At 40.6% G+C, this 24,337-nt stretch carries 32 protein-coding genes; 1 reads left to right on the top strand and 31 read right to left on the bottom strand.

Going from position 1 to position 24,337, the window contains the following annotated elements; translation table 11 throughout:
* Positions 1-98 precede the first annotated feature (98 nt).
* The 31 genes from rpmD to purD form a co-directional block, all read right to left on the bottom strand.
* Complete coding sequence (rpmD, locus tag AKK44_RS00240; protein WP_003046072.1) at positions 99-281, bottom strand: 50S ribosomal protein L30; 183 nt, start codon at positions 279-281, stop codon at positions 99-101.
* Between the two features lie 14 nt (positions 282-295).
* A complete protein-coding gene (rpsE, locus tag AKK44_RS00235; protein WP_037595691.1) occupies positions 296-790 on the bottom strand; it encodes a 30S ribosomal protein S5 in 495 nt (164 codons plus the stop codon).
* Positions 791-808: 18 nt separating this feature from the next.
* Positions 809-1,165 carry a 50S ribosomal protein L18 gene (gene rplR, locus AKK44_RS00230; protein ID WP_037595688.1) on the bottom strand — a complete coding sequence of 119 codons (357 nt, stop codon included), beginning with the start codon at positions 1,163-1,165 and terminating at the stop codon, positions 809-811.
* A 102-nt stretch (positions 1,166-1,267) separates the two neighbouring features.
* Complete coding sequence (gene rplF, locus AKK44_RS00225) at positions 1,268-1,804, bottom strand: 50S ribosomal protein L6 (RefSeq protein ID WP_037595687.1); 537 nt, start codon at positions 1,802-1,804, stop codon at positions 1,268-1,270.
* A 164-nt stretch (positions 1,805-1,968) separates the two neighbouring features.
* Complete coding sequence (rpsH, locus tag AKK44_RS00220) at positions 1,969-2,367, bottom strand: 30S ribosomal protein S8 (protein ID WP_037595684.1); 399 nt, start codon at positions 2,365-2,367, stop codon at positions 1,969-1,971.
* Between the two features lie 234 nt (positions 2,368-2,601).
* Entirely contained in the window at positions 2,602-2,787 is a 186-nt protein-coding gene (locus AKK44_RS00215; protein ID WP_002987746.1) for a type Z 30S ribosomal protein S14, read from the bottom strand.
* Positions 2,788-2,802: 15 nt separating this feature from the next.
* The gene (gene rplE, locus AKK44_RS00210) at positions 2,803-3,345 is read right to left on the bottom strand and encodes a 50S ribosomal protein L5 (RefSeq protein ID WP_008087625.1); all 543 of its coding nucleotides are present in this window, start codon (positions 3,343-3,345) and stop codon (positions 2,803-2,805) included.
* A 23-nt stretch (positions 3,346-3,368) separates the two neighbouring features.
* Positions 3,369-3,674, bottom strand: a complete 306-nt coding sequence (rplX, locus tag AKK44_RS00205; protein WP_003046059.1) for a 50S ribosomal protein L24 — start codon at positions 3,672-3,674, stop codon at positions 3,369-3,371.
* A gap of 83 nt (positions 3,675-3,757) precedes the next feature.
* Positions 3,758-4,126: a 50S ribosomal protein L14 gene (rplN, locus tag AKK44_RS00200; RefSeq protein WP_000615920.1), complete on the bottom strand. Its 369-nt coding sequence runs from the start codon at positions 4,124-4,126 to the stop codon at positions 3,758-3,760.
* A gap of 24 nt (positions 4,127-4,150) precedes the next feature.
* Positions 4,151-4,411, bottom strand: coding sequence for a 30S ribosomal protein S17 (gene rpsQ / locus AKK44_RS00195; protein WP_037595682.1), 261 nt, complete (start codon positions 4,409-4,411; stop codon positions 4,151-4,153).
* A 27-nt stretch (positions 4,412-4,438) separates the two neighbouring features.
* Entirely contained in the window at positions 4,439-4,645 is a 207-nt protein-coding gene (rpmC, locus tag AKK44_RS00190) for a 50S ribosomal protein L29 (RefSeq protein ID WP_003046054.1), read from the bottom strand.
* A 9-nt stretch (positions 4,646-4,654) separates the two neighbouring features.
* A complete protein-coding gene (gene rplP, locus AKK44_RS00185) occupies positions 4,655-5,068 on the bottom strand; it encodes a 50S ribosomal protein L16 (protein ID WP_037595675.1) in 414 nt (137 codons plus the stop codon).
* Positions 5,069-5,071: 3 nt separating this feature from the next.
* On the bottom strand, positions 5,072-5,725 hold the full coding sequence (gene rpsC, locus AKK44_RS00180; RefSeq protein WP_054278011.1) for a 30S ribosomal protein S3: 654 nt from the start codon (positions 5,723-5,725) through the stop codon (positions 5,072-5,074).
* A gap of 12 nt (positions 5,726-5,737) precedes the next feature.
* Entirely contained in the window at positions 5,738-6,082 is a 345-nt protein-coding gene (gene rplV / locus AKK44_RS00175) for a 50S ribosomal protein L22 (protein WP_012657637.1), read from the bottom strand.
* Between the two features lie 15 nt (positions 6,083-6,097).
* Positions 6,098-6,376, bottom strand: coding sequence for a 30S ribosomal protein S19 (rpsS, locus tag AKK44_RS00170; protein WP_054278010.1), 279 nt, complete (start codon positions 6,374-6,376; stop codon positions 6,098-6,100).
* Positions 6,377-6,520: 144 nt separating this feature from the next.
* Entirely contained in the window at positions 6,521-7,354 is an 834-nt protein-coding gene (rplB, locus tag AKK44_RS00165; protein ID WP_037595668.1) for a 50S ribosomal protein L2, read from the bottom strand.
* A 17-nt stretch (positions 7,355-7,371) separates the two neighbouring features.
* Positions 7,372-7,668: a 50S ribosomal protein L23 gene (locus tag AKK44_RS00160; RefSeq protein WP_037595666.1), complete on the bottom strand. Its 297-nt coding sequence runs from the start codon at positions 7,666-7,668 to the stop codon at positions 7,372-7,374.
* Positions 7,668-8,291: a 50S ribosomal protein L4 gene (rplD, locus tag AKK44_RS00155; RefSeq protein ID WP_037595665.1), complete on the bottom strand. Its 624-nt coding sequence runs from the start codon at positions 8,289-8,291 to the stop codon at positions 7,668-7,670. The genes AKK44_RS00160 and rplD overlap by 1 nt, the downstream gene beginning before the upstream one ends.
* Before the next feature lie 23 nt (positions 8,292-8,314).
* Positions 8,315-8,941, bottom strand: coding sequence for a 50S ribosomal protein L3 (gene rplC / locus AKK44_RS00150; RefSeq protein WP_037595661.1), 627 nt, complete (start codon positions 8,939-8,941; stop codon positions 8,315-8,317).
* Positions 8,942-9,045: 104 nt separating this feature from the next.
* Positions 9,046-9,354, bottom strand: a complete 309-nt coding sequence (gene rpsJ, locus AKK44_RS00145) for a 30S ribosomal protein S10 (protein ID WP_003046044.1) — start codon at positions 9,352-9,354, stop codon at positions 9,046-9,048.
* Positions 9,355-9,544: 190 nt separating this feature from the next.
* Complete coding sequence (locus AKK44_RS00140; RefSeq protein ID WP_054278015.1) at positions 9,545-10,831, bottom strand: MATE family efflux transporter; 1,287 nt, start codon at positions 10,829-10,831, stop codon at positions 9,545-9,547.
* A gap of 150 nt (positions 10,832-10,981) precedes the next feature.
* Entirely contained in the window at positions 10,982-13,630 is a 2,649-nt protein-coding gene (gene adhE / locus AKK44_RS00135) for a bifunctional acetaldehyde-CoA/alcohol dehydrogenase (RefSeq protein ID WP_054278009.1), read from the bottom strand.
* 168 nt (positions 13,631-13,798) lie between these two features.
* Positions 13,799-15,577, bottom strand: a complete 1,779-nt coding sequence (locus AKK44_RS00130) for an acyltransferase family protein (RefSeq protein WP_054278008.1) — start codon at positions 15,575-15,577, stop codon at positions 13,799-13,801.
* A complete protein-coding gene (locus AKK44_RS00125) occupies positions 15,574-15,975 on the bottom strand; it encodes an MORN repeat-containing protein (protein ID WP_054278014.1) in 402 nt (133 codons plus the stop codon). The genes AKK44_RS00130 and AKK44_RS00125 overlap by 4 nt, the downstream gene beginning before the upstream one ends.
* Positions 15,968-16,435 carry a low molecular weight protein-tyrosine-phosphatase gene (locus AKK44_RS00120; protein WP_054278007.1) on the bottom strand — a complete coding sequence of 156 codons (468 nt, stop codon included), beginning with the start codon at positions 16,433-16,435 and terminating at the stop codon, positions 15,968-15,970. The genes AKK44_RS00125 and AKK44_RS00120 overlap by 8 nt, the downstream gene beginning before the upstream one ends.
* 171 nt (positions 16,436-16,606) lie before the next feature.
* A complete protein-coding gene (gene ruvB / locus AKK44_RS00115; protein ID WP_054278006.1) occupies positions 16,607-17,605 on the bottom strand; it encodes a Holliday junction branch migration DNA helicase RuvB in 999 nt (332 codons plus the stop codon).
* 203 nt (positions 17,606-17,808) lie between these two features.
* Positions 17,809-18,714, bottom strand: coding sequence for a helix-turn-helix domain-containing protein (locus tag AKK44_RS00110; protein ID WP_054278005.1), 906 nt, complete (start codon positions 18,712-18,714; stop codon positions 17,809-17,811).
* Positions 18,715-18,817: 103 nt separating this feature from the next.
* Complete coding sequence (purB, locus tag AKK44_RS00105) at positions 18,818-20,110, bottom strand: adenylosuccinate lyase (protein ID WP_054278004.1); 1,293 nt, start codon at positions 20,108-20,110, stop codon at positions 18,818-18,820.
* Positions 20,111-20,155: 45 nt separating this feature from the next.
* Entirely contained in the window at positions 20,156-21,241 is a 1,086-nt protein-coding gene (gene purK, locus AKK44_RS00100) for a 5-(carboxyamino)imidazole ribonucleotide synthase (RefSeq protein WP_054278003.1), read from the bottom strand.
* On the bottom strand, positions 21,228-21,719 hold the full coding sequence (gene purE, locus AKK44_RS00095) for a 5-(carboxyamino)imidazole ribonucleotide mutase (protein WP_037595643.1): 492 nt from the start codon (positions 21,717-21,719) through the stop codon (positions 21,228-21,230). The genes purK and purE overlap by 14 nt, the downstream gene beginning before the upstream one ends.
* Positions 21,716-22,975, bottom strand: a complete 1,260-nt coding sequence (purD, locus tag AKK44_RS00090; protein WP_054278002.1) for a phosphoribosylamine--glycine ligase — start codon at positions 22,973-22,975, stop codon at positions 21,716-21,718. The genes purE and purD overlap by 4 nt, the downstream gene beginning before the upstream one ends.
* 171 nt (positions 22,976-23,146) lie before the next feature.
* Between purD and AKK44_RS00085 the strand changes: the two genes are divergently transcribed.
* Positions 23,147-24,292 (top strand): SH3 domain-containing protein, encoded by a 1,146-nt coding sequence (locus AKK44_RS00085; RefSeq protein ID WP_054278001.1) that lies wholly within the window; start codon positions 23,147-23,149, stop codon positions 24,290-24,292.
* Positions 24,293-24,337 lie beyond the last annotated feature (45 nt).

Below are 24,337 nucleotides of genomic sequence, written 5' to 3'. Positions count from 1 at the left end.
CACACTAACCGACCACTGTTAGTCACTCAATCATGAATAACTGACAAAAGTCGGTTCTGCGAATTAATCTAGAAAACTTGCGTTTCCTAACGAAGCGTTTATTTAACGTCTTCAACGGTAACCAAGTGAGAGATTGCAGTAACCATACCACGGATAGCTGCATTATCTTCTTTGATTACTGAAGAGTTTAATTTACCAAGTCCAAGAGCAACAACTGTTTTACGTTGTTCTGGCTTACGTCCGATTGGAGACTTAGTCAAAGTAATTTTAATTTGAGCCATGATGATCCCCTTTCTTATGCTAAGTCAGAAACTGAGATGCCACGTAGTGCGGCAACTTCTTCTGCACGTTTAAGTTGTTTTAGTCCTTCAACAGTTGCACGAACAATGTTGATTGGTGTATTAGAACCTAGAGATTTTGAAGTAATATCAGCAATACCTGCTAATTCGATGACGGCACGTACTGCACCACCAGCGGCAACTCCAGAACCTTCTACAGCTGGTTTCAACAATACTTTTGCTCCACCGAAGTTTGTGTAAACTTCGTGAGGAATTGTTGTGCCAACCATTGGTACTTCAATCATGCTCTTCTTAGCAGCTTCAACCGCTTTACGAATAGCTTCTGGTACTTCTTGAGCTTTACCAGTACCGAATCCAACACGACCATTTCCATCACCAACAACTACAAGGGCTGCAAAACGGAGACGACGTCCACCTTTTACAACTTTTGTAACACGGTTAATAGAAACTACGCGTTCTTCAAGTTCAACTGCATTATCTTTAAATGCCATTATTTTGTGTCCTCCCTATTAGAATTTCAATCCGTTTTCACGAGCTGCGTCAGCCATAGCTTTAACACGGCCGTGATATAGATATCCACCGCGGTCAAACACCACTTCAGAAATACCTTTAGCCACTGCACGTTCAGCAACAAGTTTGCCGACTACAACGGCTTGTTCAGTTTTTGTTCCTTGAGAAACTTCTTTATCAAGAGTTGATGCACTTGCGAGCGTTACACCCGCTACGTCATCAATAACTTGAGCGTAGATGCCTGTATTAGAACGGAATACGTTCAAACGTGGGCGTTCTGCAGTTCCAGAGAGTTTACCGCGAACGCGACGATGGCGTTTTTGGCGGATTTTGTTTTTATCTGGTTTCGAAATCACAATTTTCACCTCTTAAATTTTTAAGTTTGTCTATTTGACAAGTTGTAAATAAGACAGTTGGGCAAAAGATAGAAAACTCTTTCTAATGTCCAACCATGGACATTATTTACCAGTTTTACCTTCTTTGATACGTACGTATTCACCAACGTAACGAATACCTTTGCCTTTATAAGGCTCTGGTGAACGCAAGCTACGGATGTAAGCAGCAGTTTGTCCAACAACTTCTTTGTTGATACCTTCAACTGAAATTGATGTTGGGTTAGCTACAGTAAATGTAATACCTGCTGGAGCTTCTACTTCATCTTGGTGAGACTTACCTACTGAAAGGACAAGTTTTGATCCTTGAAGTTGTGCACGGTAACCGACACCTTTCATTTCAAGATCTTTTTTGAAACCTTCAGAAACACCAACAACCATGTTGTTCAAGTTCGCACGAGTAGTCCCATGGATTGTTTTCATTTCTTTTGAGTCGTTAGGACGAGTGAGAGTGATCTCATTTCCTTCGATGTTGATTTCAATTTTTTTGTTGAACTCACGAGTGAGTTCGCCTTTAGGGCCTTTAACAGTAACAACGTTATTGTTGTTGCTGATTTCAACACCTGCAGGCATGATAATTACTTTATTACCAATACGTGACATTATTTTTCTCCTGTTAGATTGTCAAGCCGCTAATGCGACGAGTTTTCACGGGGCGTTTGGTGCTGATAGGTCATTTAGTAAACTAAATGAACCAAAGCCATGATTTGTGTGAATAGACATTACTCTTTATGACACACAAACCATCACGCTTTTTCTATCTTAAATTACCAAACGTATGCTAACACTTCACCGCCAACATTTTTTTGGCGAGCTTCTCTGTCAGTCAAAAGACCTTCAGAAGTTGAAATGATTGCAATTCCTAGTCCGTTAAGAACTTTAGGAACATCTTCACGTTTAGAATACACACGAAGACCCGGTTTTGAAATACGTTTCAAGTTAGTGATAACGCGTTCGCCATTTTGACCATATTTAAGGAATACACGGATGATTCCTTGTTTGTCGTCTTCAATAACTTCTACGTTTTTAACAAAACCTTCACGTTTAAGGATGTCTGCGATCCCTTTTTTGATGTTTGATGCAGGTACTTCTAGCACTTCGTGTTTTACTTGATTAGCATTACGAATACGTGTCAAAAAGTCTGCGATTGGGTCAGTCATAACCATTTTTATGTTCTCCTCTTACTAGTAGTTTGAATAACTCACTTGCTAGTTAATGATGCCCTAGGGCTAGTTATGTTCAATTTTGGTTGATGCCTCATTGAACTCGAATCAATAGTGATTCTTTTATTATATAGTGCAACAAGAACTAACATTCCAATCAAGGTCTTTCTTTTTGTGATTAAGCAATCAAAAAAGGAGTCTCTTTATCAGAATGCATGGGTTCGTTGCCACATATTATTACCAAGAAGCTTTAACAACACCTGGAATTTGACCTTTGTAAGCCAACTCACGGAAGCAAACACGGCAAAGTTTGAATTTGCGGTAAACTGAATGTGGACGTCCACATTTTTCACAACGAGTGTATGCTTGGGTTGAGTGTTTCGCAGGACGTTTGTTTTTAGCAATCATAGATTTTTTAGCCAATTTATTTACCCCCTATTATTTTGCAAAAGGCATTCCAAGGCCTTTAAGCAATTCACGTGATTCTTCGTCAGTATTTGCAGTAGTGACGATTACGATATCAAGACCACGCACTTTATCAACATCATCAAAGTTGATTTCTGGGAAGATAAGTTGTTCTTTCACACCAAGAGTGTAGTTACCACGACCATCAAATGATTTTGTTGGTACACCGTGGAAATCGCGAACACGAGGGAGTGAAACGCTAACCAATTTGTCTAGGAATTCGTACATGCGTTCGCCACGAAGAGTAACCTTCGCACCAATTGCAACACCTTCACGAAGACGGAAGCCAGCGATTGATTTCTTAGCTTTAGTAATAAGTGGTTTTTGTCCTGAAATAAGCGCTAACTCAGCAGCAGCTTTTTCAAGGTTTTTTGCGTTTGATACAGCATCACCAACACCCATGTTAAGAACGATTTTCTCAACTTTTGGCACAGCCATAACTGATGTGTAATTGAATTTCTCTGACAACGCAGGAATTACTTCGTTAGTATATTTTTCTTTTAAACGATTTGCCATTATGCTTCTCCTTTCCTTCGTGATTAATCAAGCACTTCGCCTGATTTTTTGTTGTAACGAACTTTTTTGCCGTCGACAACTTTATAACCAACACGTCCTGCCACACCATTTTTATCAAGAACTTGGACGTTTGATACATGGATTGGAGCTTCTTTTTCTACGATAGCACCTTGAGGGTTTTCAGTATTTGGTTTTTGGTGTTTTTTAATCATGCCAACACCTTCAACAACAACTTTGTTAACTTTCGGAAGTGCTTTAAGAACAACAGCTTCAGTGCCTTTGTCCTTACCAGCAATTACGCGAACTTTGTCGCCTTTTTTTACAAACATTATGGGTTTCTCCTATTTTTTCTTACGCCCCTATGGGCACCCTAGGTAAAACCTAGGGGACTTAGTTTGTTTCTTTTTAAAGATTAAAGTACTTCTGGTGCAAGTGAAACAATCTTCATGTAGCCACCTTCACGTAGTTCACGTGCAACTGGGCCAAAGATACGAGTTCCGCGAGGAGTTTTGTCATCACGGATGATTACCGCAGCATTGTCGTCAAATTTGATGTATGAACCGTCTGGACGGCGTGCACCAGTTTTTGTACGAACAATAACAGCTTTAACAACATCACCTTTTTTAACCGCTCCACCAGGAGTAGCTTGTTTTACAGAAGCAACGATTACGTCACCGATGTTAGCGAATTTACGTCCTGAACCACCAAGTACTTTGATAGTCAAGATCTCACGGGCACCGCTATTATCAGCAACTTTCAAGCGAGTTTCTTGTTGAATCATTTCAATTTTCTCCTTTTAGTTTGATTAGATAATAACAGCTTTTTCCACAACCTCTACAAGACGGAATCGTTTTGTAGCTGATAGCGGACGAGTCTCCATGATACGAACAATATCGCCTTCTTTAGCAAGGTTTTTCTCATCATGTGCTTTGTATTTTTTAGAATAGTTGATACGTTTACCATAGACTGGGTGGTTACGTTTTGTTTCAACTACAACAGTGATTGTTTTGTCCATCTTGTCAGATACCACACGTCCAACAAGGGTTTTACGTTGATTACGTTCCATTATTAGAATTTCTCCTTTCCCAATCTATTATTTCATTTCAGATTGCACAGTTTTCACACGTGCAATTTGTTTTTTAACTTCGTTCAAACGGGCAGTTTGATCAAGTTGACCTGCTGCAGCTTGAAAACGAAGGTCGAAAAGTTCTTTTTTGAGTTCGTTTTCTTTTTTAGCAAGCTCTTCTTGAGACAAGCCACGAAGCTCAGCAACAAACTTTTTGATTTCTTCAAGTTTCATGTCTTCTCCTTATTCTGCTTCACGTTTTACGAATTTGCATTTAACTGGTAATTTGTGGCTAGCAAGACGGAGAGCTTCGCGAGCGATTTCTTCAGAAACCCCACCAAGTTCAAACATTACTTTACCACGTTTAACAGGTGATACCCAACCTTCAGGTGCACCTTTACCAGAACCCATACGAACCCCGATAGCTTTAGCTGTATAAGATTTATGAGGGAAGATCTTAATCCAAACTTTACCACCACGTTTCATGTAACGAGTCATCGCGATACGAGCAGCTTCGATTTGACGGTTAGTGATCCATGAGCTAGTTGTAGCTTGAAGACCAAATTCACCAAAATCTACAGTTTTTCCACCTTTGGCTTCACCACGCATTTTCCCACGAAATTCACGGCGGTGTTTAACACGTTTAGGTACTAACATATGTTATTTGCCTCCTTTAGTGTTTTTGCGAGCTGGAAGAACTTCACCACGATAAATCCAAACTTTAACACCAAGTTTACCATATGTAGTATCTGCTTCTTCCCAAGCATAGTCGATATCAGCACGAAGGGTATGAAGAGGAACAGTTCCTTCTGAATAACCTTCGGCACGAGCGATATCAGCACCGTTCAAACGACCTGAAACTTGGGTTTTGATCCCCTTAGCTCCAGCACGCATTGTACGTTGGATAGCTTGTTTTTGAGCGCGACGGAAAGCAACACGTTGCTCAAGTTGACGAGCAATGTTTTCACCAACAAGGTGAGCATCAAGGTCTGGTGCTTTGATTTCAATGATGTTGATGTGTACTTGCTTACCAGTTAATTTGTTAAGTTGACCACGAAGAGAGTCAACGTTTGCTCCACCTTTACCGATAACCATTCCTGGTTTAGCAGTATGTAGTGAAACAATCACTTTGTTGACAGCACGTTCAATTTCAATAGTTGAAACTGACGCTTCTGCTAATTGTTTTTTAATGAATTTACGGATTGCAAGATCTTCATGAAGGTAATCCGCGTATTCTTTTTCAGCATACCATTTCGCATCCCAGTCACGGATGATACCGACACGCATACCAATTGGATGTACTTTTTGACCCACGATTTTACCTCCTTATTTTTCTGCCACAACTACTGTTACGTGAGTTGTGCGTTTGTTGATTGGTGAAGCTGATCCTTTCGCTCTTGGACGGAAACGTTTCATTGTTGGTCCTTCGTTTGCGAATGTTTCAGATACTACCAAATTAGCTTTTTCCAAACCAAAGTTGTTTTCTGCGTTAGCAATTGCTGAGTTAAGAGTTTTCTCAATAACACGAGCTGCTTTGTTTGGAGTAAATTTTAAGATTGCGATTGCATCAGCAACTTTCTTACCACGGATAAGATCAAGTACTAAACGTGTTTTACGAGGTGAAACACGCACTGTACGAGCCATTGCTTTAGCTGAAGTAATTTCTGCCATTGTGTCCTCCTCCTATTAACGACGTGTTTTCTTGTCGTCAGCTGCGTGACCTTTGTAAGTACGAGTTGGTGCAAATTCACCAAGCTTGTGACCTACCATGTCTTCTTGGATGTAAACAGGAACATGCTTACGTCCATCATAAACTGCGATTGTGTATCCGATGAAACTTGGGAAAATCGTTGAACGACGTGACCAAGTTTTAATTACTTTTTTCTTTTCGTCTTTTGCTTGAGCTTCAACTTTTTTTAGCAAATGCTCATCGACGAAAGGTCCTTTTTTAAGACTACGTCCCATTTTGTAGTTTTCTCCTTTAAATGTTGTACCACAACGGCTTGTTCACTGAAGAACTACCGAGTTGGCGGAAGTTAGATAAGCGTAAACGAGTAAAATAAAGGTGACAAGAAGTCTAATTAGCATACTAGACTTCTAGTGACTCCATTATTTTTCGTTGCGACGACGAACGATAAGTTTGTCTGTCTTAGCTTTCTTGTTACGAGTTTTAAGACCAAGCGCTGGTTTACCCCAAGGAGTAGATGGCGCTTTACGTCCAACTGGTGCTTTACCTTCACCACCACCATGAGGGTGATCGTTAGGGTTCATTACAGAACCACGAACTGTTGGGCGGATGCCTTTCCAGCGGTTACGTCCTGCTTTACCGATGTTAATCAATGACTGTTGTTCGTTACCAACTGTACCAATTGTTGCACGGCAAGCACCTAGAATCATACGAACTTCGCCTGATTGAAGACGAACAAGCACGTATTTTCCTTCTTGACCCAATACTTGAGCAGATGCTCCAGCAGCACGTACAAGTTCTCCACCTTTACCAGGTTTCAACTCGATGTTGTGAACAACTGTACCGACTGGGATGTTTACTAGAGGCAATGCGTTACCAATTTTGATATCTGCATCTGGTCCAGAAACAATACGTTGACCTACTTCAAGACCTTTAGGTGCAATGATGTAAGCTTTAACTCCGTCAGTGTAATGTACAAGAGCGATGTTAGCTGTACGGTTTGGATCATACTCAATTGTTTTAACAACTGCTTCAACAGCATCTTTGTTACGTTTGAAGTCAATGATACGGTAATGACGTTTGTGTCCACCACCTTGGTGACGAACAGTAATGCGACCATTGTTGTTACGACCAGCTTTGTTTTTGAGAGAAACAAGCAATGTTTTCTCAGGTGTGCTTGTTGTGATTTCAGCGAAATCCAAAGAAGTCATGTTACGACGGCCATTTGTCGTTGGTTTATAAACTTTAATACCCACGTTATTTCCTCCTTAGATTATTCAGCTTCAGCTGCGAACAACTCGATTGCTTTTGAATCAGCTGTAAGAGTGATGATAGCTTTTTTAGTTTTTGAAGTGAAACCTGTGTAACGACCAACGCGTTTAGCCTTTGGTTTTACGTTAACAGTGTTTACGTTAGCAACTTTAACTCCGTCAAATGCAGCTTCTACAGCTTGTTTGATCAAAAGTTTGTGCGCACGTGTGTCAACTTCAAATGTGTATTTTCCTTCTTCAAGGGCATACATTGATTTTTCAGTGATAACTGGTTTTTTGATTACGTCGTACAAATTCATTATGCAAGAACCTCCTCAATTGCAGAGATTGCTTCTTTAGTTACAAGAAGTTTATCGCTATTGACAATATCAAGAACACTTGCAGTTGTTGCAGTTGCAACTTTAACGTTTGGAAGGTTACGAGCAGATAGTGCTGCAAATTCATTACCTTCTTCAACGATAACAAGTACTTTTGAATCGATGCTTAGCGCTGAAAGAACTTTCACAAATTCAGCAGTTTTTGGCGCTGCAAATGAAAGGTTTTCTACAGCTACAAATTTTTCATCAGCAACTTTTGCTGAGTAAACTGATTTCAAAGCAAGGCGACGAACTTTTTGTGGAAGTTTGTACCCGTATGAACGTGGAGTTGGTCCGAAGACAACACCACCACCACGCCATTGTGGTGAACGGATAGAACCTTGACGAGCACGTCCAGTTCCTTTTTGACGCCATGGTTTACGTCCGCCACCTGATACTGCTGAACGATTTTTAACCGCATGAGTACCTTGACGAAGGCTAGCGCGTTGGCTGATTACAACATCAAAAACAACTGATTCGTTTGGTTCGATACCGAAGATAGCGCTGTTTAATTCGACTGTGCTAACTTCTTTACCAGTTTGGTCAAATAGTTTTACGTTTGCCATTTTAACTGTTTTCTCCTTTCTTATTATTTAGCAGCTTTAACTGCTGATTTGATAGTGATAAGAGATTTCTTAGCACCTGGTACATTACCTTTGATTAGGATAACGTTCTTTTCTGGAATAACTTGTACAATTTCAAGGTTTTGAATTGTTACACGGTTGCCTCCCATACGTCCTGCCAAATGTTTGTTTTTGAAAACACGGTTTGGCGCAACAGGTCCCATTGAACCTGGACGACGATGGTAACGAGATCCGTGAGCCATTGGTCCACGAGATTGTCCGTGACGTTTAATAACACCTTGGAAACCTTTACCTTTTGAAGTTCCAGTCACATCAACAACATCTCCAGCTGCGAATGTTTCTACAGTAATTTCTGCTCCAACTTCTAAGCCTTCAATGTTTTTGAATTCACGAATGAAGCGCTTAGGAGCTGTGTTAGCTTTTGCTACATGGCCTTTGGCAGGTTTGTTGCTCAATACTTCACGTTTGTCATCAAAACCAACTTGAACTGCTTCGTAACCGTCTGTTTCAACAGTTTTAACTTGAAGCACAACGTTTGGAGTTGCTTCGATGACAGTGACAGGGATAAATTCACCAGATTCAGTGAAGATTTGAGTCATTCCCACTTTTTTCCCTAAGATTCCTTTTGTCATGAGAAAATATTTCCTTTTCTTAATAATATTTCAAAAGTTTTTAATGAGCGTTTTTTGTGCTCAAAAAAGTTTTTTACGAGCGTTTTTTGTGCTCAGAAATCACATTAAAGTTTGATTTCTACGTTTACACCACTTGGAAGGTCCAATTTCATAAGAGCATCTACAGTCTTTTGAGTTGGGTTCACGATATCGATAAGGCGTTTGTGTGTACGCATTTCAAATTGTTCGCGAGAATCTTTGTATTTATGAGTCGCACGAATAATAGTGTAAAGACTGCGTTCTGTTGGAAGTGGAACTGGTCCAGCTACTGTCGCACCTGTACGTGTTGCAGTTTCAACGATTTTTTCTGCCGCTGTATCAAGTGTACGGTGTTCGTACGCTTTCAAACGGATACGGATTTTTTTGTTTGCCATCTTTTCTCCTCTCGTCTATTTACGATAATAGGCTAGCTCCTCGAGAAAACCAACACGTGTTGCGTGGCAATGCAACCGAGCGTGTCGCAACCTCTCGTATCATAGCTATAGCTGTATTTTACAGCACCATAATATCATAACAAAAAAAAAGACCCATTGCAAGCCTTTTTCTTGTTTTTTATATTATTTTTTATTGAACAAGCTTTTGTTCCTTTTTAAAAGCCTGATAAAGAATGGCCCATCTGACTGAATTATCTAAAACCGTTGCTAACCAGACACCTAACAGCCCGTAGCCTAAACTCACACCAAGCACATACCCTAAAATAATCCGGATCAGCCACATGCCAATCGTTGTGGCATAAAACGGCAGTTTGGGTTTCCCGATTCCCTGCCAAGCTGCGGTATAGACTAAGGTACCAGACGTGGCTGGCACACCAATGAGAGAAAATAAAAGCACCACCATAACGGCTTGTTGGGCATTCGGGTTTTCCGTAAACAAAGGAATAGCAAATGGTCCTAGGAGATAAGTAACAAGAGCTATCGGTCCCATCAATAAGGTTGCTAGCCAAAAACTGTCTCCGATGGTTTCTTCAATTTTACTTTTTTGTCCTCCTCCTAGTTGGCTAGCTACTGATATAACTGTTGCAGTAGCCATGCCCATGCCAGGCATGTAATTAAATTGACTCATGGTTTCTCCAATAGCATTTCCTGCTAAGGCCTCTGTCCCAAATTGAACAATGATGGCGACTATCAAAACATCACCCAATCTCATCATCAATCTTTCTCCTGCTGCTGGCAGAGATAAATGAAATACTTCTTTTCCGAGAGGTTTGGACATCTGTTTAAGGATTAATTTAATAGGGAGAAAAGAGCACAAAACAAAAATTCCAAGAGCGCGAGATAGTACCGTGGACCAGGCGACACCTACTATTCCAAAATCAAAAACGTATATTGCTAAAAATGACAAAAACACATTGATAACATTTGTAAATAGGCTAACACGCATGGGGATATTGGTTTGTCCTTGTGCTCGGACAATGGCTCCCAAGCTCGTCAATAACCCTAAAGCGACAATACCACCACCTACAATCGATAAGTACTGACCTCCTGCTGCTGTCACCAGAGCTTCTGAGCCTAAAACCTGAAGGATTTTTTGTTTCCCGACTACTGATAGCACACCGAGAAAACAAGATAACACTAGTGTGACTTGAACAGCTTGAGTCATGTAGTTGATGTGTTTGGATGGATTTTTTTCTGCTAAACTTCTTGCAACTAAGCTCGAAACAGCAGCCCCAAGCGCAATAAACAGGGCTTGGTAGACGGTGATAATGTTATTAGCGATGGACACGCCAGAAATAGCCACTAAGCCTATTTGCGCAACTAGGTAGTTATCTACAATTCCCATAAACATTTGTAATATATTTTCTACCATGGAAGGCATGGCTATTGAGAGGATTTGTTTTCGGTTATCTGTCATTAATTTCATATCATACCCATTTAAAAATCTTTTTTGTTATTGTATCATAGATTTTATTTCTCGGTTAGGGAATTCTCTATTCTAGACATAAAATACCCCCTGTGTCAAAAGCACAGGGGGTAATGATTTGCATCTCATCGATTTCAAAAATTATTTCAAGCGTCCTGGACGGTCAGCATAACCATAGTAAGCATCTGCCATGATTTCTTCCATGTCTGCTACTAGTGGCAATCTTGGGTTAGCTGGTGAACATTGATCTTCGTATGCAAGAAGAGCCAATTCATGCAAGCTATCCATCCAAGCTTTTTCTTCAATTCCTTGATCTCTGAAGTTCATCTTGATACCTACAGCAGTACCTAAGTCATAAACTGCTTTAGCATAAGAAGCAACAGCTTCTTCTGGAGTTGATGCTGGTAATCCTAACATGCGAGCGATGTCTTGGAATTTTTCATCAGCTTTCCAGTAGTTGTATTTAGGCCATGTAGTTGTTTTACTTGGGCGAGTACCATTGTAGCGGATAACGTATGGAAGCAAGATAGCGTTTGTACGTCCGTGAGGAGTGTGGTGTACCCCACCAATCTTGTGAGCCATTGAGTGACTCATACCAAGGAAGGCATTTGCAAAGGCCATACCTGCCATTGTAGAAGCGTTATGCATTTTTTCGCGTGCTTCAACATCGCTTTCAAGAACTGATTTTTTAAGGTAATCAAATACCAATTTAATAGCTTGAAGCGCTAGACCATCAGTGTAGTCATTTGCAAAGTTTGAAGTATATGCCTCTGTTGCGTGAGTCAACACATCCATACCTGTGTCAGCTGCAATGAATCCTGGAACAGACTCAACCAAAGCTGGGTCAACGATAGCGATTGTTGGTGTCAATGCGTAGTCAGCAAGTGGGTATTTACGATTTTTAGCTTTATCAGATACAACCGCAAATGGAGTTACTTCAGAACCTGTACCAGATGTTGTTGGGATACCAATGTATTTAGCTTTCTTACCAAGAGATGGGAATTTGAATGCACGTTTACGGATATCCATGAATTTTTGAACAAGGTCAGAGAAGTCAACTTCTGGTTGCTCATAGAACATCCACATACCTTTCGCAGCGTCCATTGAAGATCCACCACCAAGAGCGATAATTGTATCTGGCTCGAAGGCGCGCATTACTTCAGTACCACGACGGATAGTTGTGATGTCTGGATCTGGCTCAACGTCTGCAAAGACTTGGATAGCCACTGTGTTTGTTCTTGCATTCAATTGGTCAATAACGCGTTGTACAAATCCAAGTTTTTCGATAGATTTGTCAGTAACAATCATAACACGCTCAATGCCTTCGCAGGTTTGAAGGTATTGAATTGAATTACGTTCGAAGTAGATTTTTGAAGGAACTTTAAACCATTGCATATTATTTCTACGTTTCCCTACTTTCTTGATGTTAAGAAGATTGATAGCACTAACGTTATCACCTACTGAGTTGCGTCCATATGAACCACATCCAAGTGTTAGAGATGGAATGAAGGCATTATAAACGTCACCAATACCACCGAAGGTTGATGGAGAGTTCCAGATGATACGCATTGCTTTAATTTCAGTACCGAAACGTTTTGCAAGCTCTTCGTCTTTAGTATGGATTGCAGCTGAGTGTCCAAGTCCGTTAAACTCAACCATTTGACGAGCTTTTTTAAGACCATCTTCAACATTTTCAGATTTAATAACTGCAATAATTGGAGAAAGTTTTTCACGAGTAAGAGGCTCGTTAACACCTACTTCGTAGCATTCTGCAGCAAGGATGTTAGTTCCTTCTGGAACTGAGAATCCTGCTTGCTCAGCAATCCAAGCAGCTGGTTTACCAACGATGGTAGCATTTAGTTTAGCGCCAGCACAGTTTTTGCTGTTAGCTTTTGCTCCAAAGCAGTATTCTTCAAGAAGGGCTTTTTCTTTCTTATTAACAAAGTAAGTTTTGTATGATTTGAACTCTTCAACAAACTCTCTGTAAACCTCTTTATCAATGATAACTGCTTGTTCAGACGCACAAACCATACCATTGTCAAATGATTTAGACATTACAATGTCATGAGCTGCTTGGCGGATATCAGCAGATTTTTCAATGTAAGCAGGAACGTTACCAGCTCCAACCCCAACTGCTGGTTTACCACATGAGTAAGCCGCGCGTACCATCGCGTTACCACCAGTAGCAAGAATTGTTGAGATACCATCATGATTCATCAAAGCACCAGTTGCTTCCATAGATGGTTGTGAAATCCATTGGATACAGTTTTCAGGAGCTCCTGCTGCGATAGCTGCGTCACGCACGATTTGTGCTGCATGAGCTGATGATTCTTGAGCTGATGGGTGGAAACCAAACACGATTGGATTACGAGTTTTCAAAGCAATCAATGATTTGAAAATAGCTGTTGATGTTGGGTTAGTTGTTGGAGTAACACCACAAATAACACCAACTGGCTCCGCAATTTGAGTAATGCCTGTGATTGGGTCATCATCAATAACACCAACTGTTTTCACATCACGCATATTATTAACAACATGTTCGCAAGCAAAAAGGTTTTTTGTAGCCTTGTCTTCAAAAACACCTCGACCTGTTTCTTCAAAAGCATGCATTGCTAAGATGCCGTGAGCATCTAGGGCTGCAACTGAAGCTTTGGCAACAATATAATCTACTTGCTCTTGGTTCAATTGACGGAACTTCTCTAAGGCAACAAGTCCTTTTTGAACAAGTTCATCAACATGAGCTTCTGCTACTTGCATCTTTTGTTCTGATGTTAATTGTGTTTCAGCCATATAGTTCTCCTCTAGAAACTACTTGTTAATAGTTTCACAATTTTTTGTTTACAAGGATATTATATCACTTTTTTTAAGTTTGTAAATAGTTTCACAATAAAATTGTGAACTTTTTTTCAAACTTTTTTGAACGTGTTTTAGAAGTCAAAAAAATAAGACCTTAAGGTCTTATTTTGCATCTTTTTTAGCCACGCGCTCAATCGCCGATTGAATGGTTGACACATAAAGTTCAGCGCCTTTTGAGCTTGCGTCACTATAGTGAACACCATCACTGCCATTCCAAATGTCAGGATTTTCAACAGCAACCTTATACCAATCAGCTACAGCTACATAGCTGTGTTTTTTAGAGAGTCTTAGCGCTAAATTTCTAGCTTCTGCTACCTGGGCCGCATTTTTGGCATTGTAAGGCGAAACAATTACCAAACGATTGCCTTTTGGAAGCGCATCGGCAAATTTTTGGATTTCTTCTTCGTAATTATACAAAGAGTTGACACCAACTGCTAAAACAGTTGTTTTAGATAAGGTTTTTGATCTGATTTGATTTTCAAACACGTCAAAAGCGTCCTTGAAACTACGACTTACGGCTGCATCTAACTGAGCTGTTGGCATCATTTTAGCAAAAACTGCGCTAGACCTTAACGCCACCGAATCACCAATGATACTGATATCACTCAGTGCATTAGCGTCACCTGCTGCCAAAGTGTGCGTTCTGTTAATCGTATTCTGTGACTGCTTTAAGGAACTAACGAGGAGCTGAGTTTCAAAGCGACCAACTTTTGGAGCCATCAAAAAAGTCCCTAAGGTCAATAAGACTAACACGCTAACAAGGCCCGCAAACCAGGTTTTATAAGGAGTCAAGTCTAAATGATAATCAAATAATTTAGGTGTCTTTCCTTGTATAAACGGCTCCACAATATAATAAGACAATGTCGCAAACAAGAACGAAAAGATGGTGGTTAACAAGACAGCTAGCCAGTTTGACATAATCTGAGTAAAGATAATATAAAGCGGCCAGTGGAAAAGATAGACCCCGTAGCTGACATCTGCAATATAGGTCACCAACTTAGGCTCTTGCCAATCAGGAGTTTGATCATTGAGCACGCGCGCTGCGTAAATCATAACGGAAGTAAACAGACTAGCTAATACAAAGCCAAATAAATAAGTCACAATGTTATTAAAATCTAGCACAAAGGTCAATATCAAGAGTAGAAAAGCAGAACCCATCATGGCGCCAATAACATGTCGTCGTGACCAGAGACGGACGTTTTTTTGAAAGCGAACAGTAGTCTCTTTTATTCCAGTCATCGTCGCAAACATAGCTCCTAAAAAGAAAGGAAAGCTGTGTGAGAGCGTTGAAAAGTATATCAACGACACATTAGGGACCAAGAATGCACGCACGAACATGCTTAAAAAACTAATAGCAAATATGACTGAAGAGATTAAAAACAAGGTTCCTCTGAACTGTTTATTAGTGTAATCTTTTTTAGCCAACAGCCATATCAAAACTCCCCAAAGCAGGTAAAAATGAACCTCAATAGCTAAGCTCCATGTGTGAACAAAGAGATGGGGGATAAACTGAGTTTCATAGCTACTGCCTGTTAGAATCTCATAAAAGTTTGTTGTGAATCCCAGAGCAGCAGCAATCTGCCCCCTAAATCCTGCGATGAAATCACTCTTCACCAGGAAAGTAAAGGGGACAGTCACCAAAATCATTAAAACCAGAGGTGGGAAGATGCGATAAAAGCGACGTCTTAAAAAGCCAACAATATCGATGGTGTGCTTGCGAGCATACTCATCAATCAACAAAGCAGTGATGAGATAGCCTGAAAAGGTGAAGAAGACGTCAACACCAATAAAGCCTCCTGAAAAACTGTTCTTAAAAAAGTGATAGAGTAACACTAGCAAGAGTCCTGTTACCCTAACAAACGAAAACCATTTTACTCTCATTTTTGAAATATCCCCTGTTTGAAGGTGCCTTTATAGACCTTCGAATTTTTTGCTTTTAGCGTTCCTTGGCCATCTACCTGACCATTTTTGAAGTCACCGCTGTAGGACCACCCCATACTAGAGGTAAATGTGCCCTTACCTTCAAAGACACCATTTTTAAAATCACCAACGTAAGTGTCTCCATTTGAAAAAACAAGCTTACCTTTGCCATTCATCTTGTGATTATGCACGTACCCAGTATACTTGATTTGCCCATGGTCATATGTCAGGCTAGTCTTTGAAGAAAGCATTAGCGTTACCACTGAAAAGCCACATACTAGGATAACAATCGCCGAAAATATTTCAATTTTAGCCCTAGTGATGTTTAATGTTCTGATCACATCATTTAACTTAGTCATTATCTTTTTCATCTACATTTTCTATTCTATTATTATTTTTTAGCTGGCTCAGCCAGTCGCGACAACCTTGCATCACCAGTTGATAGGTCTCCTCAAAATCTCCTGTATACCACGGATCTGGGACTCCATCTTCGTTAAAAAGGTGAATTTTATCATCCCACTTCCCCTGAGAGAGTTTTTTGAGATCACTGACATTTTGATGATCCATTCCAATAATATAATCAAATCGTCTCAAATCGTCAAGGTCAATTTGTTGAGCTGTCTTTTTTTTATCATAGGCAATGCCATATTGGTTTAAAATAGACTGGGTTCCTTGGTGAATCGGATTTCCCTGTTCCCAAGAAGAAGTGGCTCTACTACTAATCTCAATCTGATCTTGAGATGCTAGACGTTTCATGACAAATTCAGCCATTGGACTGCGACAGATATTCCCTAGACAAACAAAACATACTTTTTTCATGGAAAACTCCTTTGGTCTATTATAGCAAATTTATAAGGCATAATTAAAAAAATGCATCACTATTTTTTGCCCTGTTACCAAAATACCTTTCAACCTTATAAAAAAGGTATCCTTGGCAGTTCGCACAAAAAAACAACGTCCTTGTGAGCGTTGTTTTAGAGTTGTGATCAATTAGTCAGATACCCTCGGGTATCCTAGGTGCTGATACGCCTTTGGAGTTGCCACGCGACCTGTTCTCGTTCGCATGATAAAGCCTTTTTGAATCAAATAAGGCTCATACATATCCTCAACAGTCTCTCGTTCTTCAGAAATGTTGACTGATAAGGTTCCCAAGCCTACAGGACCACCACTATAAACCTCAATCATTGTCCGAAGGATTTTTTGGTCGACATAATCCAGCCCCTCTTGGTCAACATCTAGCATGTCAAGTGCCTGATCTGTAATTTTAGAGGTGATGAGACCATCTCCCATAATCTGAGCATAATCTCGAACCCTCTTCAAAAGGCGATTGGCAATACGAGGAGTTCCCCGACTGCGACGAGCCAGTTCATAGGCTGCTTCTTGATCAATGGTCATCTCAAAAATATCCGCTGTCCGCATGACAATTTCGGTTAAATCATCAACCTGGTAATACTCCATATGACCCGTAATACCAAAACGAGCTCTCAAGGGATTAGACAACATCCCTGCTCGCGTCGTTGCCCCTATTAGCGTAAACGGAGGTAAATCTAAGTGCACGCTACGACTAGTATCTCCCGAACCAATCATGATATCAATGTAAAAGTCCTCCATGGCACTGTAAAGGACTTCTTCAACAGCCATAGGCATTCGGTGGATTTCATCAATAAAAAGCACATCACCAGGCTCTAAATCATTCAGTATAGCGACTAAGTCTCCTGCTTTTTCGATAGCCGGTCCAGAAGTTTGCTTGAGATTGACTCCCAATTCATTAGCAATCACAAAAGCCATGGTGGTTTTCCCCAAACCAGGAGGCCCAAACAAAAGAACATGGTCTAATGATTCATCTCGCCGCTTAGCGGCTTCAATAAAGATTGTCAACTGTTCTTTGACCTTATCTTGACCAATGTATTCTCGTAAATACTGTGGGCGCAAGGTCCGTTCAATCGAAGACTCATCACCCATCACATCATTATCTAAAATTCTTGTCATAGGTTTATTATACCATAATCTTTGCGGTGTTTTTATCCAAATGGCCACCAGTCTTTATCTGTTACAGCCATCGCAGCGAGCATCAAAAATTTAGTGATTAACAAAGCGTAATATTTGTATTTGTTCATTATTAACTCCTAATTATTTTTTATAGAATCTATTATAAGATTTTGTCATAACTCTGAACAGGACATTTTTGTCCACTAAACCACATAATCTTTTTGCCATTCTGTTCGTAGTTGTTTTCCTAAATAAGCATCTCCTGTCATTTGTGTAAATATGATTGCTTGTTCAAAATAAGCTTTGGCTGACACTTTATCTTCCAAATGGAGGTGGTATTTCCATAAATACATACAATAAATAGGCATTTTTTGAAAATCTTGAATCTTTGTCATAATGGTATGACTAACTTTCATTAGGCCTGTAACTTTCTCAAAAATTCCAAGCTTGACAGCTATTCCTGAACAAGTCAGTAAAAGGTTGTTCAGAAGAAATAAATCTTCTACCTGAAAACGATCTTCTAACAACACGATAGTGTCTGCAAAATAATTGTATAAATTAACATCAAAGAAATCACGATCAAACGAAGAAACTATTGCGCAGGTCAAATATAAATCAATGATAAGCAAATCATTTACTTGATTGATTTCTTTTTTGCTAATTTGAATCAAATATTCCTTTAGTAACGCAGACCCAAAATTGATATCGCCACTTTGGTAAATATCAAATTTTGACTGCAAACAATCAACAACGATTTTTTCTTCTTCAGGCAACTGGTCATAATAATCTTCAAAAATTTCATCGAACTGTTGTTCTCTGATTTTTAACTTATGGTCATCCATATAGGTCGGTGTTCTTAGGATTAAATACTTCAGTTCTTTATAGCGCTTGGGGACTTCTAACTCGGCACCATCTGTTAGAAATCCTACACTAACATCTAGCACTTTGGCAATAAACATAACTTTTGATAATGTGGGGATTGATTGTCCTAATTCTATTCGTGCTAATTGACGAATGGATAGTTCTGTTTCATCGCCACAAAGCTCTTCGCGAGTAATATTTTTCTCAATTCTGAGCTCTTTTACCTTTTCTCCAAAATTCTCTAGCATTTTCTCTCCAATAATGGTCCAGATAACATGATATAGGTGAGGATTTTAACACTTTTTTCTCATTGATATGCCCAAACTTAAAAAGGAGGCAGTTGCCCCCTTTTTATAGTCCTAGTCGATTAAAAATGTCATCCACACGCTTGGTGTAGTAAATAGGATTGAACAGGTCATCAATTTCTGCTTGAGTCAGCAAAGAGGTCACCTGGTCATCAGCTTCAAGAAGTGGCTTGAAGTCTACCTGATTGTCCCATGAATAAGCTGTCTTTGGTTGCACAAGGTCATAGGCTGCTTCTCGCGTCATGCCTTTTTCAATCAAGGTTAACATGACCCGTTGGCTATAAATCAATCCAAAGGTTGAATTCATGTTGCGAAGCATATTATCTGGAAATACGGTTAAGTTTTTAACAATATTGCCAAAGCGATTAAGCATGTAGTTAATCAAAATGGTCGTGTCTGGTGTGATAATGCGCTCTGCAGATGAGTGTGAAATATCACGCTCATGCCAAAGTGCAACATTCTCGTAAGCTGTTAACATATGCCCACGAACCACGCGCGCAAGTCCTGTCATATTTTCAGACCCAATTGGATTGCGCTTATGAGGCATAGCTGAGCTACCTTTTTGCCCTTTAGCAAAGAATTCTTCGACTTCGCGCTGCTCTGATTTTTGTAGCCCGCGAATTTCTGTAGCCATGCGTTCAATAGAAGTTGCAATGCTAGCAAGCACTGCAAAATACTCCGCATGTAGGTCACGAGGTAACACCTGAGTAGACACGTCTTGTGGACGAATACCTAATTTTTCACAGACGTATTCTTCTACAAATGGTGGGATGTTGGCAAAGTTCCCAACAGCTCCTGAAATTTTTCCAGCCTCAACGCCAGCAGCAGCATGCTCAAAACGCTCTTGATTACGCTTCATTTCACTATACCATGTGGCAAGTTTCAACCCAAAAGTTGTAGGCTCAGCATGGACACCGTGGGTACGTCCCATCATAATAGTTAATTTGTGCTCACGAGCCTTGTCAGCAACAATCTGGGTAAAGGTTTCAAGGTCACGACGGATAATGTCGTTAGCCTGTTTATAGAGGTAACCATAGGCAGTATCTACCACATCGGTAGAGGTCAGTCCGTAATGTACCCACTTGCGCTCTTCGCCAAGTGTTTCAGATACCGCACGAGTGAAAGCTACCACATCATGACGGGTTTCTTGCTCAATTTCAAGGATGCGGTCAATATCAAAGTCCGCATTTTCACGGATTTTTGCCACATCTTCTTTAGGAATTTCACCCAACTCAGCCCAAGCCTCATCAGCCAAAATCTCAACTTCTAACCAAGCACGGTACTTATTTTCTTCACTCCAAATCGCCGCCATTTCGGGGCGTGAATAACGTTCAATCATGTTTTTCCTCTATCTTTTTATTTTTTTGATGGTGAAAAGCAACTGCTACTCTTCGACTCCAAACTCTGCCACCTCATCTGGTAGATGGCTCAACACGGTCACATGTCCCATTTTACGGTTATGTTTCGCTTCTAGTTTACCATAAAGGTGAAGGTGGGCGCTAGGATTTTTGGCGACATATCGCTGAGCTTCTGCCAAATGTTGTCCTAGAATGTTTAGCATGGTAGCTGGGCCATGGAGACTAATCTCTGGCAAAGCCTTTCCTAAAATACCCAAGACATGCGTGTCAAACTGTGAGAAATTACAGGCTTCAATCGAATAATGCCCTGAATTGTGGGGGCGTGGGGCAATTTCATTTACAATGATAGCATCTACTGTCGCAAACATCTCCACACACAGAGTTCCTGAGAGATGCAATGCCTTAGCGATGCTAACTGCAATTGCTTGGGCTTTTTCTGACAAGTCTTTTGAAATACGTGCTGGAACAATTGTTTTTGACAAAATATTGTTACGATGGCTGTTTTCTTGAACTGGAAAAACAGTTAGATCAGTGCCATTCCCAGAAACAATGACTGAAATTTCAAGATCAAAGGCTACAAATTCTTCTAAGACACAGTCTGTTGAATCTGCTAGTTTGCTCGCCGCTGCCAAATCCTCTTGAGATCTGATCACCACTTGTCCGTGGCCGTCGTAACCGCCTGTTGCTGTTTTAAGAACATGCGTTTTAGACAAATCAATGCCTCTCAAGTCTGCACTTGATGTAATGACTCTGTATGGGGCTACTGCCACATCAGCTTTTTGAGTCAAGAACTCTTTTTCCAGAATACGATTTTGAGAAAGACGCAATAAATCGGTCCCTTGTGGTAACTGTTGCTCTGAAACAACAGCATCTAGAGCATCTGCATCAACATTTTCAAACTCATAGGTCAAGACATCACAACGCTCTGCTAGCTGTTTTAGAGCCTCTACATTATCGTAGGACGCCACAATAACATCACTCACACGCGCAGCAGGGCAGTCCGCTGAAGGGTCTAGTGTCACAACCTTGTGCCCCATATAAATCGCTGAAATAGCAATCATTTGCCCTAATTGACCACCACCAATGATGCCAATTGTTTTAGTTAAGCTCATGAGTAGACTCCTCTGCTAGTTGCCCTTCTCTTTTATGAAAATCAGCTAGCGCTTGAGCTATCTGTTGATTATCAATAGATAAGATACGCAAGGCCATCAAGGCTGCATTTTTAGCGCCTGACTCTCCGATAGCCATCGTTGCCACTGGTACTCCTGCTGGCATCTGTACAATAGAATAAAGCGAATCAATTCCACTAAGAGCCCTTGACTTAATGGGCACACCGATGACTGGCAGTGTCGTTTTTGCAGCGACCATACCTGGCAAATGGGCTGCCCCACCTGCTCCTGCAATGATAATTTTAATGCCGCGTGCTCGTGCTTCTTCGGCATAAGTAAACATAAGATCTGGTGTCCTATGAGCCGAAACCACCCGTTTCTCATAAGCCACACCAAACTCGTCCAAAATAGCTGCAGCTTTTTCCATCGTCGGCCAATCCGACTTGCTTCCCATAATAATTGAAATCGTTAGTTGACTCATAAGGCTTTGCTCCCAATATCTGTTCTGTAAAATAAACCAGTTGTTTCTTGTTGTGATAAGGTTTGGTATATCGTGTCTTGTGCAGCTTTGACGGTTTTTTCTGATGTTACCAACATATAAACACGCCCACCATTGGACACTAGTTCATGGCCTGTTTCAGAACCTTTTACCCCTGCATAGTAAGTCACAACCTCTCCTGTTGTTTTAGGCGGTAAGCTGACACCTTTTTCATAGACCATCGGATACCCCTCTGAAGCTACAACAACTCCTAGGGTTACGCCATGTTCAGACCAAGTGATGTTAGGTTCTTTTTTCATAAGAATATCAGTCAGATTTTGTGCAAAATCCGAGGTCAATCGTGGCAAAATGACTTGTGTTTCTGGGTCACCAAACCGTGCATTAAACTCAATGACCTTAGGCCCATCAGCTGTTAAAATAAGCCCTGCGTATAAAATCCCTAAGTAAGGGCGACCTTCTGCAATCATACCCTTTAAAACTGGTTTGATAATGGTTTCGATAGCCGTGTCTACTACTGATTGAGGCAACTGTGGTACTGGTGAATAAGCTCCCATACCTCCTGTATTAGGTCCCTGATCACCATCAAAGGCCCTTTTGTGATCCTGAGCGGGTGGCATCACATAAAATTGGTCCCCATTGACAAAGGCAAACAGTGAAAACTCTTCGCCAACAAGAAATTCCTCAATAACAACCCTTGCCCCAGAATCTCCAAACTTATTGTCTAAGAGCATTTCTTCTGCAGCAGCGATAGCTTCATCAACTGTTTCTGCCACCACAACACCTTTTCCAAGTGCTAAGCCATCGGCTTTGACCACAATTGGCGCTCCTTTTTGTTCAATATAGGCTTTTGCTTTATCAAAATCTGAAAATGTGGCATAGGCTGCGGTTGGTACCTTGTATTTGACCATGATTTCCTTAGCAAAGTCCTTAGACCACTCAAGCTCTGCCGCCAAGCGACTTGGTCCAAATGCTTTGAGACCTGCTTGGTTAAACGCATCAACAATTCCTGCTGCTAATGCATCATCAGGTCCGATAAAAGTCCATGCGATTTCATTAGTTTTTGCAAAATCAATCAAAGCGGAATGTTCGGAAATATCGATATTTACTATTTCTATACCATCAGTAAGCATCCCGTCGTTTCCAGGCGCTACAAACACAGTATCAACACAATCAGAATCCAGTAACTTTTTAGCAATCGCATGTTCGCGACCACCAGAACCCACAACAAGTAATTTCATGACACACTCCATAATACGAATTTTATATAGATATTATAACATATTTGTTCGTAAAAAAGAAAGATTATGCTAGTAATCATCTGACAACCCCTATTGATTGCTTCTAATTTTTGAAAAAGACTCATCTTTTTCTCTCTTGTCTTTCGAATAGTAAGTTACAGGAGGAAATGAATGAAAACATATCGTCAATTTTTAGTTTCAGGAGCAATCCTTTTAAGTCTTAATGGTGCCGTATCATCTCTGGCATCTCCCTTTACTACCACTCCGTCTGGTGTTGTTCATGCTGCCGTTTTGGGAGATAATTACCCGACTAAGTGGAAGAAAGGGTTTGGCATTGACTCTTGGAACATGTATTTGCGCCAATGCACCTCATTTGTAGCTTTTCGATTGAGCTCTGCTAACGGGTTTAGTCTCCCAAGAGGGTATGGCAACGCTGATTCTTGGGGACATATTGCCAGAAACCAAGGCTATCAAGTCAATAAAACCCCAAAAATTGGTGCGGTTGCCTGGTGGGACAAAGGCATCAATCAGTCTCATGCTTTATATGGTCATGTGGCTTGGGTCGCAGATATCAAGGGCGATTACGTCACTATTGAAGAATATAATTACAACGCTGGGCAAGGTCCCGAAAAATACCATAAACGAACAATTCATAAAAATCATGTGAGTGGCTATATTCACTTTAAAGACCTCAACACAATAGTTAGTCATCAGGTTCAGCCGATTAGCCAAGAAAAACCTGAAACCGCAACGTCACTTGCACAAAGCGGAACCTACCATTTCACAAGTAAAAGTCCTATTAAAGGCGAACCCAAATTATCAAGCCCTGATTTGACTCACTATGATACTGGGCAATCCGTTCATTATGATCAAGTCGTGACAGCCGAGGGCTATGAATGGATTAGCTACCTTAGCTTTTCTGGAAATCGTCGCTATATCCCTATCCGAAAAATAGCAGAACAGCCTTCGCCAAGTAAACCGTCTGTTTCTGAAACGGTCACTGTCAATATCACAGTAGGCGACACCGTATCATTTCCTGAGGCTTTCCAAGTCACTAGTGTCCAAGGAAATCTCGTCACTAGTGCTAGTTTAGCAGGAGGTGATCCCACTCACTATAACCTCATTGACCCAACCCCTGTCAATGAAACCGATGCTGCTGGCAATATTACTGGAGACCAGATCCTTCGACCAGGTGAATACTTCTCTATTCCTGGAACCTATAAGGTTCTAAAAGTTGACAAACCATCGAATGGTATTTATGTCCAAATTGGTTCACGTGGAACATGGGTAAGTACAGACAAGGCCAAAAAAATCTAAACACTCAACTAAACATTAAAATACCGTTTGACCAATCGCGTCAAA

The organism is Streptococcus phocae, from assembly GCF_001302265.1.
Lineage (GTDB): Bacteria > Bacillota > Bacilli > Lactobacillales > Streptococcaceae > Streptococcus > Streptococcus phocae.
This window is presented reverse-complemented; position numbering and strand designations above follow the sequence as displayed.

Coding starts and splice junctions, on each gene's coding strand:
- AKK44_RS00140 (WP_054278015.1), bottom strand. CDS start 10,831: ATGACAGATAACCGAAAACAAATCCTCTCAATAGCCATGCCTTCCATG.
- purK (WP_054278003.1), bottom strand. CDS start 21,241: ATGAGCTTAACTAAAACAATTGGCATCATTGGTGGTGGTCAATTAGGG.
- AKK44_RS00085 (WP_054278001.1), top strand. CDS start 23,147: ATGAAAACATATCGTCAATTTTTAGTTTCAGGAGCAATCCTTTTAAGT.
- rpsH (WP_037595684.1), bottom strand. CDS start 2,367: ATGGTTATGACTGACCCAATCGCAGACTTTTTGACACGTATTCGTAAT.
- rplX (WP_003046059.1), bottom strand. CDS start 3,674: ATGTTTGTAAAAAAAGGCGACAAAGTTCGCGTAATTGCTGGTAAGGAC.
- rplP (WP_037595675.1), bottom strand. CDS start 5,068: ATGTTAGTACCTAAACGTGTTAAACACCGCCGTGAATTTCGTGGGAAA.
- ruvB (WP_054278006.1), bottom strand. CDS start 17,605: ATGACAAGAATTTTAGATAATGATGTGATGGGTGATGAGTCTTCGATT.
- adhE (WP_054278009.1), bottom strand. CDS start 13,630: ATGGCTGAAACACAATTAACATCAGAACAAAAGATGCAAGTAGCAGAA.
- rpsS (WP_054278010.1), bottom strand. CDS start 6,376: ATGGGACGTAGTCTTAAAAAAGGACCTTTCGTCGATGAGCATTTGCTA.
- rplC (WP_037595661.1), bottom strand. CDS start 8,941: ATGACAAAAGGAATCTTAGGGAAAAAAGTGGGAATGACTCAAATCTTC.
- rplF (WP_037595687.1), bottom strand. CDS start 1,804: ATGTCACGTATTGGTAATAAAGTAATTATCATGCCTGCAGGTGTTGAA.
- purD (WP_054278002.1), bottom strand. CDS start 22,975: ATGAAATTACTTGTTGTGGGTTCTGGTGGTCGCGAACATGCGATTGCT.
- AKK44_RS00110 (WP_054278005.1), bottom strand. CDS start 18,714: ATGCTAGAGAATTTTGGAGAAAAGGTAAAAGAGCTCAGAATTGAGAAA.
- rplE (WP_008087625.1), bottom strand. CDS start 3,345: ATGGCAAATCGTTTAAAAGAAAAATATACTAACGAAGTAATTCCTGCG.
- purB (WP_054278004.1), bottom strand. CDS start 20,110: ATGATTGAACGTTATTCACGCCCCGAAATGGCGGCGATTTGGAGTGAA.
- rpmC (WP_003046054.1), bottom strand. CDS start 4,645: ATGAAACTTGAAGAAATCAAAAAGTTTGTTGCTGAGCTTCGTGGCTTG.
- purE (WP_037595643.1), bottom strand. CDS start 21,719: ATGAGTCAACTAACGATTTCAATTATTATGGGAAGCAAGTCGGATTGG.
- AKK44_RS00120 (WP_054278007.1), bottom strand. CDS start 16,435: ATGAAAAAAGTATGTTTTGTTTGTCTAGGGAATATCTGTCGCAGTCCA.
- rpsE (WP_037595691.1), bottom strand. CDS start 790: ATGGCATTTAAAGATAATGCAGTTGAACTTGAAGAACGCGTAGTTTCT.
- AKK44_RS00130 (WP_054278008.1), bottom strand. CDS start 15,577: ATGAGAGTAAAATGGTTTTCGTTTGTTAGGGTAACAGGACTCTTGCTA.
- rplD (WP_037595665.1), bottom strand. CDS start 8,291: ATGGCAAACGTAAAACTATTTGACCAAACTGGTAAAGAAGTTAGCACA.
- rpsQ (WP_037595682.1), bottom strand. CDS start 4,411: ATGGAACGTAATCAACGTAAAACCCTTGTTGGACGTGTGGTATCTGAC.
- AKK44_RS00160 (WP_037595666.1), bottom strand. CDS start 7,668: ATGAATTTGTACGACGTAATCAAAAAACCAGTTATCACTGAAAAATCA.
- AKK44_RS00125 (WP_054278014.1), bottom strand. CDS start 15,975: ATGACTAAGTTAAATGATGTGATCAGAACATTAAACATCACTAGGGCT.
- rplV (WP_012657637.1), bottom strand. CDS start 6,082: ATGGCAGAAATTACTTCAGCTAAAGCAATGGCTCGTACAGTGCGTGTT.
- rpsJ (WP_003046044.1), bottom strand. CDS start 9,354: ATGGCAAACAAAAAAATCCGTATCCGTTTGAAAGCGTACGAACACCGT.
- rplN (WP_000615920.1), bottom strand. CDS start 4,126: ATGATTCAACAAGAAACTCGCTTGAAAGTTGCTGATAATAGCGGTGCC.
- rpmD (WP_003046072.1), bottom strand. CDS start 281: ATGGCTCAAATTAAAATTACTTTGACTAAGTCTCCAATCGGACGTAAG.